The sequence below is a fragment of the Kocuria rhizosphaericola genome (genome assembly GCF_044462205.1).
Taxonomy (GTDB): Bacteria; Actinomycetota; Actinomycetes; order Actinomycetales; family Micrococcaceae; genus Kocuria; species Kocuria rhizosphaericola.
Window position 1 is genome coordinate 1 of sequence record NZ_JBISWK010000102.1, and the last position, 10,726, is coordinate 10,726.

The following is a 10,726-nucleotide window of genomic DNA, read 5'->3' on the forward strand; positions in this document are numbered from 1 at the left end:
CCCGGGCCGCCCGCCGTGCGCCACAGCGGGCCGGAGCCGACGCTCACACCGCGGAGACGTCCCCGAGGATTCCCTCGCGGGCCAGGGCGGTGAGACGGGACACCGCGCGGAAGTACTTCTTCTGGTAGCCGCCGGCCATCATCTCCTCGGTGAAGACCTCGTCGAAGGGCCGGCCGGACGCGATGATCGGGAGGTTCTTGTCGTAGAGCCGGTCCGCCAGCACCACGAAGCGCAGGGCCACGGCCTGCTGCTCGATGGTGTGCACGTCCTGCCAGACCACGGCGTCGATCCCCTCGAGGAGCTTGCGGTACCGGGAGGGGTGCACGGTCGAGAGGTGCTCCACCAGGTCGGCGAACCGGTCGGCGGCCACCACCCGCCCCGAGAAGTGCTCCTCCACGGCACGGTCGAGCTCGTCGTCGGACAGCGGCGCCGGGGCCTGCGGCAGCCCCCGGTGGCGGAAGTCCTCGCCGTCGATGCGCAGCACCTCGAACTGGTCGGACAGCACCTGGATCTCGCGCTGGAAGTCCTGCGCGGCGAAGCGGCCCTCGCCGAGCGAACCGGGCAGCGTGTTGGACGTCGCCGCGATCCGCACGCCGGAGTCGGCGAGCTCGCGCATCAGCCGGGACATCAGGACCGTGTCCCCGGGGTCGTCGAGCTCGAACTCGTCGATGCAGACCAGGTTGTAGGTGCTCAGGGCGTCGACGGCCTTGCGGAACGTCAGGGCGCCCACGAGGTTGGTGTATTCCACGAAGGTGCCGAACGCCTTGGGGCCGGGCACGGCGTGCCACAGCGAGGCGAGCAGGTGGGTCTTGCCCACCCCGAAGCCGCCGTCGAGGTAGATCCCCGTCCGGACGTCGTCCTTGGGGCCACCGCCGAAGAGCTTGCTGAAGAACCCGCCGCCGGAGCCGGTCGAACGGTTGACGGAGTCCGCGAACCGGCGCAGCTCGCGCACCGCCTCCGCCTGGGACGGCTGCTGCGGATCGGGGCGGTAGGTGTCGAACGAGACCTCCCCGAAGCGCTCCGAGGGCCGGAACGCCGACAGCAGTTCGTCCGCCGACACCCGGGGGCGCCGCTCGGTGAGGTGTTCGATCTGGATGCTCACGGGGAGACCTCTCTGTCCGCCGGGCCCGGCGGTTCGCTGGTTCGGCGCGCCGAGCGGCGCACGCGCGTGCTCCGGCGATTTTACCGGCTGCCCGCCGCCCGGGATGCGCCCGCCGCGAAATCAGGGCCCCGGAAGGGCTTCGGCGACTCCCCGGGCAGGACCGGCCGGTGCCGCGACCACTACCCTGGAGGGGAAGACGGTCCGCGAGGACCCGTGCCCCTGATCCCCACCCCGGAAGGAGTTCCCATGGGCGTTGCCGTGGAGAACAACGAAGATTTCGCGCAGTACGCGCACCCCGAACGACTCGTGTCCACCCAGTGGGTCGCCGAGCACCTGGACGACCCGGGAGTGGTCGTGGTCGAGTCGGACGAGGACGTCCTCCTCTACGAGACCGGCCACGTGCCCGGTGCCGTGAAGGTCGACTGGCACACCGACCTCAACCGCCCCGACACCCGCGACTACGTCGACGCGGCGGAGTTCGCCGAGCTCATGGCGCGCAAGGGCATCTCCCGCGACACCACGATCGTGGTCTACGGGGACAAGTCCAACTGGTGGGCCGCCTACGCCCTGTGGGTGTTCGAGCTGTTCGGCCACCCGGACGTCCGGCTCATGAACGGCGGGCGGGACAAGTGGGTCGCCGAGGGGCGCGAGCTGTCCACGGAGAAGGTCGTGCCCGAGCGCGCCGACTACCCCGTGGTCGAGCGCGACGACGCACCCATCCGGGCCTACCAGGAGGACGTCCTGGCGCACCTGGGCGAGCAGCCGCTGATCGACGTCCGGTCCCTGCCGGAGTACACGGGCGAGCGCACGCACATGCCCGACTACCCCCAGGAGGGCACGCTGCGCGGAGGGCACATCCCGACCGCGGCGTCCGTGCCGTGGGCCCGCGCCGCCGCCGAGGACGCCACGTTCCGCTCCCGCGAGGAGCTCGAGGCGATCTACCGCGACGAGGTCGGGCTCTCGGACGACGACGACATCATCGCGTACTGCCGCATCGGCGAGCGCTCCAGCCACACGTGGTTCGTGCTGAAGCACCTGCTGGGCTTCGAGCGGGTCCGCAACTACGACGGGTCCTGGACCGAGTGGGGCAACTCCGTGCGCGTGCCGATCGTCCGCGGCGAGGAGCCCGGCGAGGTCCCGGGGTCGGCCCGATGAGCGGGGCCCTGCCCGCCCAGCTGGAGGAGCTCGTCGCGGACTTCACGGCGGTGCCGCAGGAGGACAAGCTCGAGCTGCTGCTCGACTTCTCCCGCTCCCTGCCGGCGCTGCCGGACCGCCTGGGCGAGCACCCGGAGGAGCTCGAGCAGGTCGTCGAGTGCCAGTCACCGCTGTTCCTCACGGTCGAGTGGGAGGCGGGCGCGGTCCCCGGCCCCGGCGCCCCGGTGCGGCTGTTCTTCTCCGCCCCGGCGGAGGCCCCGACCACCCGCGGCTTCGCCTCGATCCTGCACGAGGGCCTCGACGGGCTCCCGGCCCAGGAGGTCCTGGACGTCCCCGACGACCTGCCGGAGCGCTTCGGGCTCACCCAGCTCGTGTCCCCGCTGCGGATGCGCGGGATGTCCGCGATGCTGGCCCGGATCAAGCGGCGGGTCCGCGAGCTCCAGGACGCCTGAGGGCCGGGGCTCGGGCATGACGAAGGCGTCCCGCGGCACGGGCCCCACCGCGGCCGTGGCGCTGCTGGCGCGTGATGGCGTGTCCTTCTCGCTGCACGAGTACGCCCACGACCCGGCGGCGGCGTCCTTCGGCCTGGAGGCCGCCGCCGCGCTCGGGCGCGACCCCGAGCAGGTGTTCAAGACGCTGCTGGTCGTGCACGAGCGGGAGTGGGCGGTCGCGGTGCTGCCCGTGTCCGCGCGGCTGTCCCTGCGCGCGGCCGCGGCCGCCCTGGGGTGGAAGCGAGCGGTCCTGGCCGAGCCCCGGCTCGCCGAGCGGCGCACCGGCTACGTGGTGGGCGGCATCTCGCCCCTGGGGCAGAAGACGCCCTCCCCCACTCTGCTCGACGACTCCGCGCAGGCATGGTCCACGGTCCTCGTCTCCGGCGGGCGGCGGGGGCTCGACGTCGAGCTGCCGCCGGCCGAGCTGCTGCGCCTCACGGGCGGGCGCACCGCCGCGCTGCGGTCCTGACCGGGCTCAGCGTGCCCGCGTGCGCACGGGTGCGAGGGCCCGGGCGTCCTGGGCGAGCCGGCCGGGCAGCCAGCGGCGCACGGCGTCCTCCCAGCGCTGCGGGTCCACGTTCCACTCCTTGGTGTGCCGGGCGCGGGCGAAGGGCACGAACTCCACGAGCCGGTTGAGCTCCGCCAGCCGGCGGGAGCTGGCGGCCGGGACGAACTCGTCGTCCACGGAGTGCATCACCAGGGTGGGTGTGCGCAGGTGGTCGGACCGGGAGAGCCAGTCGAGGGCCTTGAGGTCCACCGGCGCGGCGAGGCCGGTCAGCATCCGCCCCGCCGGGTGGGAGATCAGGTTCGTGGCCAGCCGGCCGATCCCCGAGGGGATGCGGCGGGTGCGGGAGTGGTGGGCGATCAGCTCGAACCAGTCCACGACCGGGCCGGTGAGCACGAGGGCCGCGATGTCGTCCCGGTAGAAGGACAGGTCCGCCGTCTGCAGCGAGATCGCCCCGCCCATGGACCAGCCGAACAGCACGATCTGCGTGGCACCGCGGGACTTCGCGTAGCTGATGGCCGTCTGCACGTCCTTCCACTCCGTGAAGCCCAGCCCGTACCGGAAGTCGTGCGTGGGCGGCGCCTCCCGGTCGTTGCGGTAGGAGATCAGCAGGGAGGTCAGCCCGAGCTCCCGGGCCACCGGCACGGCGCGGACCGTCTCCATCCGGTTGGCGCCGCGCCCGTGCACCATGATCGCCCACGGTCCCGGGAGCACCCGGGGACGCTCGCCCTCCGGGGTCGGCCCGCCCTCGGCGGGGACCACCCAGCAGGGCGCCGGCCCGACCTCGATCGGGATCTCCACCTCCTCGAACGGCAGGCCCGCCGCCCCGGGGTCCGGGTAGACCGTTCCGGACCAGAAGCCGCGGGTCGCCCGGGAGAGGTCCCCCGAGTAGACCTCCTCGACCACCCGGGTCACGGTCCCCTCCTGGGGGGAGTAGGAACGGATGGCGCCGATGCGGGCGTGACCACGGCCCGCGTCGAAGCGCAGGCTGTAGGTCCCGGCCACCGTCGTGTCCACCGTGGCCGGGAGCCGCACGAGCGTCGTCGCGGACGGGTCGTCGTCCTCACCGGTGCGGGTGACGCCGAGGATCTGGAGGTCCTCGGACCGGTACTTCGGGGGGACCACCACCTGCCGGGCGAAGTAGGCGGCCGCCGCGCTCGAGAGCCCGAAGGACAGGGACGCCGCCCCCACGGTCACGGCCGCGCCCACCACGGCGCCGCGCGCCCACTGCGTCGCGGACGGGGGCTCGGGGGCGGTGGGGACCGGCAGCGGGCGTCGGAGCATGCCCCCAGTCTTCCACGCGGCCCGGGCATAACCCGGCGGGACGCGTCGTTGTGCTGGCCGGGCGGTCCGCGCCCGCGCGGCCCCGAGCCGACCTGACGGACCGCCGGGCGGACCCCGCACGGAGCCCGCTCCCCGGAGCACCGACCCCATCCCGGAGGACGACACCATGAGCGAGACCACCAGGCACGGCGACCACCCCGGCACCACCGGACGGAGCGAGGAGGACTGGCGCTCGATCCTGTCCCCGGAGGAGTACCACGTGCTGCGCGAGGCCGGCACGGAGCGGCCCTTCACCGGCGAGTACTGGGACACGGAGACCGAGGGCGTCTACGAGTGCCGCGCGTGCGGGGCGGAGCTGTTCCGCTCCGACACCAAGTTCGACGCGCACTGCGGCTGGCCCTCCTTCTACGCCCCGCTGGCCGAGGACCGGGTCCGTTACATCAAGGACTCCGCCCTGGGCATGGAGCGGGTGGAGGTCCGGTGCGCCGCCTGCGACTCGCACATGGGCCACGTCTTCGGCGGGGAGGGCTTCCCCACCCCCACCGACCTGCGGTACTGCATCAACTCCGTCTCCGTCCGCCTCGTGCCGGCCTCCTCCTGAGCCGCCCCGCCCGGGCGGAGGCCGGGGGGATGCGGGCCACGCCGATCGCCTGCTCGCGGCGTGGCACGGCCGGCTGGCACGCCCCGACGGCCTACCCTTCCAGTGTGAGAGCGGTGAACGGCCTGTCCGAGGTGCACCAGGGCTTCCAGGACGCCCTGGAGCAGCTGCGCCGCACCGGTCGCCGGGAGGGCGTCGAGCTCACGGCGATCCCCGCCCCCACCCACCTCGCCCCGTTCGCCGCCGCGGTGCGTGCCGAGGTGCGGACACCGTCCGTTCCGCTCCGCGCCCCGGCCCTCTCCGCCGGCCCCGGAGCGGTGCCGGCGGCCGGTCCGGGCGGGGCGCCCCCGGGCCTGGTGAGCGGTGCCCCGGACGACGAACTGGCCACGGGGCGCTTCGTGCTCCTGCACGACCCGTCCGAGCCCGCCGCGTGGGGGGGACCGTTCCGGATCGTCACCTGGGCACGGGCGGCCGCGGGCCGGGAGATCGGCTGCGACGACACGGTGGGCGCGATCGCCTGGACCTGGCTCCTCGAGGCCCTGCAACGCCACCGGGCCGGATATTCTCGGGAGGGCGGCACCGCCTCCCGGGTCCTCGCCGAGGGCTTCGGTCTGCTCGGGGACCAGGAGGAGGGGGCCGACGTCGAGCTGAGGGCCTCCTGGACGCCCGACGGCGCCGACGTGGCCCCCCATCTCGCGGCCTGGGCGGACACGGTCTGCACCTTCGCGGGCCTGCCGCCGTATCCGCGGGGCGTGACCGTGCTGCACCCGCGCCGCTGACCACCGACCCGCACGCGCCCCGCCGGGGCCGACACAGAATCGAAGACGCTCCTTGACCAGCCCAGCCGACCGCCGATCCGCGACCGACGAGCCCGCGACCTCCGTGGTCGCCGGTTTCGAGGACTTCGAGATCCCCGACAGCGTCCACCTCGCGGCGCCGTTCGACGGGATCCCTCCCGTCATCGACACCGTGGCGGGCCTGGAACGGGCCGCCGCCGCCGTCGCCGAGGGCTCCGGTCCGGCCGCGATCGACACCGAGCGGGCGTCCGGCTTCCGCTACGGGCAGCGCGCGTTCCTCGTGCAGCTGCGGCGCGAGGGCGTGGGCACCGTCCTGATCGACCCGGAGGCCACCGGTTCCCTGGCCGTGCTGGGCGAGGCGCTCGCCGGTGTCGAGTGGGTGCTGCACGCGGCCACCCAGGACCTGCCCTCCCTGCGCGCGCTCGACATGGAGCCGGACCGGCTCTTCGACACCGAGCTGGGCGGGCGCATCGCGGGGCTCCGGCGCGTGGGCCTGGCCGCGGAGACGGAGGAGCTGCTGGGATACACGCTGGCCAAGGAGCACTCCGCCGTGGACTGGTCGAAGCGGCCCCTGCCGAAGGACTGGCTGAACTACGCCGCGCTCGACGTGGAGATGCTCATCCAGCTGCGCTGGGCCATGGAGGAGCTGCTGCGGGAGAAGGGCAAGCTCGAGTGGGCGCTGCAGGAGTTCGAGGCCGTGCGCACCGCCGAGCCGGCTCCCCCGCGCCAGGACCCGTGGCGCAGGACGTCCGGGATCAACAAGGTCAAGGGCCGGCGCCAGCTCACCGCGCTGCGCGGCCTGTGGGAGGAGCGCGAGCGGCTCGCCCAGCACAAGGACATCGCCCCCGGCCGGCTGCTGCCCGACGCCGCGCTCGTGGCGGCCGCGACGGCCATGCCGCGCACCGTGCCGCAGCTGCTGGCCACCCCCGGCTTCCACGGCCGCCTCGCGGCGCGGGAGGCGCCCCGGTGGCTGCGGGCGATCGCCGAGGCCCGCAACGCCGACGAGCTCGTCCCCTTCACCGTGAAGTCCGACGCCCTGCCGCCCGTGAAGGCGTGGGAGGTCAAGCGCCCCGAGGCCGCCGCACGGCTCAGGGCCCTGAAGCCGCTCGTGGCCGAGCTCGCCGAGGCGCACGAGCTGCCCACCGAGAACCTGCTCACCCCCGAGCACCTGCGACGCTTCTGCTGGCAGCCGCCGAAGAGCACCACCGACCAGGCGGTGGCCGACCGCCTGCGGGATCTCGGGGCGCGCCAGTGGCAGGTCGAGCTGACGGCGCCGGTCCTCGGCCCGGCCTGGCGGGAGCTGCGGGCCCGCAAGCGCGCCGCCCGCCAGGCGGAGCGCGACCAGCCGCCGGCAGGGGACGAGGACGCCCCCGCCGCCTGAGCCGTTCCTCGGGGACGAGAACTGCCCCCGGACGACAACGGCCCCCGGACGACGACGGGCCCCGGCCGTCGGCCGGGGCCCGTGCTGCGAACGGGTGCTGCGGATCAGTTCTGCGTGTCGCCGGGGGCCGGGTGCGGCTCGGCCGGATCCATGGGGCTCTCCGGGGTGACCGGCTTCGCGTCCTGCAGGTCGGCGTAGCCGGTGCCCGACGTCCCGGAGGTGGACGTCCCGGTCGAGGACTTCGAGGAGTCAGTCCCGCCCGAGGAGCCGGAGACCTTGTCCTTGACGGACGAGGACGCGTCGGAGGCCTTGGTCCCCACGGTGTCGGCCGCCTTCTTGGCGCTGTCGGCCAGCTTGCCGCCGACCACCGGCACCTCGGACTTGACCCAGTCGGTGCCCTCGGAGACCTTCTCCTGGACCTTGGGGTCCTGCCAGGTCTTCACGGCGTTCTGCTTCAGGGTCTCGTAGCTCTTGCGGCCCGAGGCCGAGCCGACCACGAAGCCGACCCCGAATCCGGTGACGAAGATGAGTCGCTTGATCATGGTGCTGTCCTTCCGTCGGTCCCGGCGCGGCGGCCGGGTCCGGGGCGGAGCCTGTCGTGCACGGCTCGTCCCGCTGACTGCTGTCTTCATCATCCTACTGACGAATTGGCGCGGCGGACACCGGTGCCGTGCGGCTCCGCTCACAGCGATCACCCGCGGAGGCCGCGGGAGGCCCTGGGCCGGCCCCGGGCCGCGGCGTCTAGACTGGCGGCCGACACCGCTTCCCCGCCGTCGAGAGGACCCTGATGCCCGAGCGCCCGACCACCTCGTCCGTCCCCTCCCGGCGCACGGTCCTCGGCCTGGCCGGGGCCGGTTCGGCCGCGGCGCTCACCGCGTGCGCCGGGGACGACGCGTCGACGACCGGCAGCACGGGCGGCACCGGCAGCGCGACCCCGGTGGACGCGGGCCCGGTGGACGCGGGACCCGTCGAGGACCTGCCGGTGGGCTCCGCCGTGAAGGTCGACCGGGACGGCGTGCAGGCCGTGGTGAGCCGGCCGGACCCGGACACGGTCGTCGCGTTCTCCCCCGTGTGCCCGCACCAGGGCTGCATGGTGACCCCGCGGGAGGAGCTCTACGTCTGTCCGTGCCACTCGTCGCAGTTCGACCTCACGACGGGCGAGGTCCTGGCCGGGCCCGCCCGGACCGGTCTGGAGCCGCGCCCCGCGCGCGTGGAGGGCGGGCGGATCCTGCTGGGCTGAGCGGGCTTCAGCCCCGGCGCGACCGCGGCAGCGACGCCCCGCGGGCGTCCTCGGCCGTGTCGGGGACGGTGTCCTGGCCGGAGGCGGCGCCGTCGCCCTGCACCGGACGCGCGTAGGGCACCCGGGTCCCCAGCACGGACGCCAGCGTGTCCTGGGCGACGCGCTGGGCGGTCAGCCCCACCCGGGACAGGACCTGGGAGCGGGAGCCGTGCAGGAGGAACTCCGTGGGCAGACCCACCTCGTTGAGTGCGGTGTCGACTCCTGCCGCCCGCATCTCCTGCCGGATCCGGGAGCCGATGCCACCGGCACGGACACCGTCCTCGACGACGACCACGATCCGGTGCTGGGCGGCGAGCTCGATGACCGAGGCCGGCACGGGCAGCACCCACCGGGGGTCGACCACCGTGGAGGAGACGCCGTGGGCCTCGAGCCGGTCGGCCACGTCCAGTGCCAGGCCGCTCATGGCGCCGACGGACACGAGCAGGACGTCCCGGCGGGCGCCCTCCGTCCCGCTCTCCCCGCCGCGGCGGGCGAGCACGTCGACGCCGTCCGTCAGCCGTTCGACGGCCGGCACCGGGGTGCCCACGGCGCCCTTGGGGTAACGGATGACGGTGGGGGCGTCGTCGACGGCCACCGCCTCGCGGAGCTCCTCGACCAGGGTCGGCTCGTCGCGCGGGGCGGCGAGGTGGAGCCCCGGCACGATCTGGAGCAGGGCCAGGTCCCACATGCCGTGGTGGCTGGGGCCGTCCGGGCCGGTGACCCCGGCCCGGTCGAGGACCACCGTGACGCCCGCCCGGTGCAGCGCCACGTCCATGAGGAGCTGGTCGAAGCCACGGTTGAGGAACGTGGCGTAGAGGGCCACCACGGGGTGCAGCCCGCCGTAGGCCATGCCGGCGGCCATGGCGATGGCGTGCTGCTCGGCGATGCCCACGTCCACGACGCGGTCGGGGTGGGCGGCCTGCATCTTCTGCAGCCCCACGGGGATGAGCATGGCGCCGGTGATGCCCACGACGTCCTCGCGCTCGTCGGCGATCCGGGCGATCTCGTCGCGGAACACCGCCGTCCAGCTGCGCTCGGAGCTCGTCGCCGTGGAGCGGCCGGTGACGGGGTCGATGACGCCCACGGCGTGGAACTGGTCGTCCTCGTTCGCGGTCGCGGGCCCGTAGCCGTGGCCCTTCTCGGTGATGGCGTGCACGATGACCGGCCCGCCGTAGTTCTTGGCGTTGCTCAGCGCCTGCTCGACGGCCTCGAGGTCGTGCCCGTCGACGGGGCCGACGTACTTCATGCCCAGGTCCTCGAAGATGCCCTGGGGCACCACGACGTCCTTGAGGCCCTGCTTCATCCCGTGCAGGCCCCGGTAGAACATCTCCCCCACCGGGCCGGAGTGCTTCAGCAGGTCCTTCACGGTCTCGAGGGTCTGCTCGTAACGGCGGTCGGTGCGCACGGCGTCCACGCCCTGCTGCACGCTGGCCTGGAGCTCCGCGAGGTGGTTGGCGAAGCCGCCCACGGTCGGGGCGTAGGACCGGCCGTTGTCGTTGACCACGATGACGACCTTGCGGTCGCGGTCGGAGGCGATGTTGTTGACGGCCTCCCAGGCCATCCCGCCGGTGAGCGCCCCGTCCCCCACCAGCACGACCGTGTGCCGGTCGTGCTGGCCGGTCATGGCGTAGCCGCGCGAGATGCCGTCGGCCCAGGACAGGGACGACGACGCGTGCGAGGACTCGACGATGTCGTGCTCGGACTCCCGGCGGTCCGGGTAGCCCGCGAGACCGCCCTCCTGGCGCAGGGTCCCGAAGTTCTTGCGACCGGTGAGCAGCTTGTGCACGTAGGACTGGTGACCGGTGTCGAAGACCACGGAGTCCTTGGGCGAGTCGAAGACGCGGTGCATCCCGAGGGTCAGCTCGACGACCCCCAGGTTGGGTCCCAGGTGACCGCCCGTCGCGGAGACGTGGGTGACGAGGAACTCGCGGATCTCCTCGGCCAGCCGGCCCAGCTCCGCTCGGCTCAGCCCCGTGAGGTCCTCGGGCCCGGACACCCGTTCCAGCACGCTCATGGTTTCTCCCGCTGTCCTCGGCGTCGTGGTCGGTCGCACCGTTTCCCCGGTGTCGGGGCGGCGCGCTCCCCCGATCCTACTCGTTCGTCCCGACAGGGCCGTCAGCGCGCAGGGGCCCGG

Annotated in this window: 11 protein-coding genes; 7 read left to right on the plus strand and 4 right to left on the minus strand. The window is 73.9% G+C overall.

What is annotated here, in order from left to right; genetic code table 11:
* Window positions 1-43: 43 nt before the first annotated feature.
* A complete protein-coding gene (zapE, locus tag ACH9D2_RS10615; protein WP_396362799.1) occupies window positions 44-1,102 on the minus strand; it encodes a cell division protein ZapE in 1,059 nt (352 codons plus the stop codon).
* 246 nt (window positions 1,103-1,348) lie between these two features.
* On the opposite strand from zapE, the gene ACH9D2_RS10620 reads away from it, so the two are divergent.
* Genes ACH9D2_RS10620 through ybaK form a run of 3 tightly spaced genes read left to right on the plus strand, consistent with a single transcriptional unit; the run spans window position 1,349 to window position 3,217 of the window.
* Window positions 1,349-2,257 (plus strand): sulfurtransferase, encoded by a 909-nt coding sequence (locus ACH9D2_RS10620; RefSeq protein ID WP_396362800.1) that lies wholly within the window; start codon window positions 1,349-1,351, stop codon window positions 2,255-2,257.
* A complete protein-coding gene (locus ACH9D2_RS10625) occupies window positions 2,254-2,709 on the plus strand; it encodes a SufE family protein (RefSeq protein WP_396362801.1) in 456 nt (151 codons plus the stop codon). The genes ACH9D2_RS10620 and ACH9D2_RS10625 overlap by 4 nt, the downstream gene beginning before the upstream one ends.
* A gap of 16 nt (window positions 2,710-2,725) precedes the next feature.
* On the plus strand, window positions 2,726-3,217 hold the full coding sequence (gene ybaK, locus ACH9D2_RS10630) for a Cys-tRNA(Pro) deacylase (RefSeq protein ID WP_396362803.1): 492 nt from the start codon (window positions 2,726-2,728) through the stop codon (window positions 3,215-3,217).
* A gap of 6 nt (window positions 3,218-3,223) precedes the next feature.
* On the opposite strand, the gene ACH9D2_RS10635 is transcribed toward ybaK, so the two are convergent.
* On the minus strand, window positions 3,224-4,537 hold the full coding sequence (locus tag ACH9D2_RS10635; protein ID WP_396362804.1) for an alpha/beta hydrolase family protein: 1,314 nt from the start codon (window positions 4,535-4,537) through the stop codon (window positions 3,224-3,226).
* Window positions 4,538-4,703: 166 nt separating this feature from the next.
* Between ACH9D2_RS10635 and msrB the strand changes: the two genes are divergently transcribed.
* From msrB to ACH9D2_RS10650, 3 genes are all read left to right on the plus strand, one after another.
* Window positions 4,704-5,138 carry a peptide-methionine (R)-S-oxide reductase MsrB gene (msrB, locus tag ACH9D2_RS10640; RefSeq protein ID WP_396362805.1) on the plus strand — a complete coding sequence of 145 codons (435 nt, stop codon included), beginning with the start codon at window positions 4,704-4,706 and terminating at the stop codon, window positions 5,136-5,138.
* A gap of 104 nt (window positions 5,139-5,242) precedes the next feature.
* Entirely contained in the window at window positions 5,243-5,914 is a 672-nt protein-coding gene (locus ACH9D2_RS10645) for a DUF3000 family protein (protein WP_396362806.1), read from the plus strand.
* A gap of 52 nt (window positions 5,915-5,966) precedes the next feature.
* The gene (locus ACH9D2_RS10650; protein ID WP_396362807.1) at window positions 5,967-7,313 is read left to right on the plus strand and encodes an HRDC domain-containing protein; all 1,347 of its coding nucleotides are present in this window, start codon (window positions 5,967-5,969) and stop codon (window positions 7,311-7,313) included.
* Window positions 7,314-7,417: 104 nt separating this feature from the next.
* Here the strand turns inward: ACH9D2_RS10650 and ACH9D2_RS10655 are convergent, their stop codons facing one another.
* Window positions 7,418-7,855: a hypothetical protein gene (locus tag ACH9D2_RS10655; protein ID WP_396362808.1), complete on the minus strand. Its 438-nt coding sequence runs from the start codon at window positions 7,853-7,855 to the stop codon at window positions 7,418-7,420.
* Window positions 7,856-8,100: 245 nt separating this feature from the next.
* Between ACH9D2_RS10655 and ACH9D2_RS10660 the strand changes: the two genes are divergently transcribed.
* Window positions 8,101-8,553 (plus strand): Rieske (2Fe-2S) protein, encoded by a 453-nt coding sequence (locus ACH9D2_RS10660; protein WP_396362809.1) that lies wholly within the window; start codon window positions 8,101-8,103, stop codon window positions 8,551-8,553.
* Window positions 8,554-8,560: 7 nt separating this feature from the next.
* Here the strand turns inward: ACH9D2_RS10660 and dxs are convergent, their stop codons facing one another.
* On the minus strand, window positions 8,561-10,606 hold the full coding sequence (gene dxs, locus ACH9D2_RS10665) for a 1-deoxy-D-xylulose-5-phosphate synthase (RefSeq protein ID WP_396362810.1): 2,046 nt from the start codon (window positions 10,604-10,606) through the stop codon (window positions 8,561-8,563).
* Window positions 10,607-10,726: the final 120 nt, after the last annotated feature.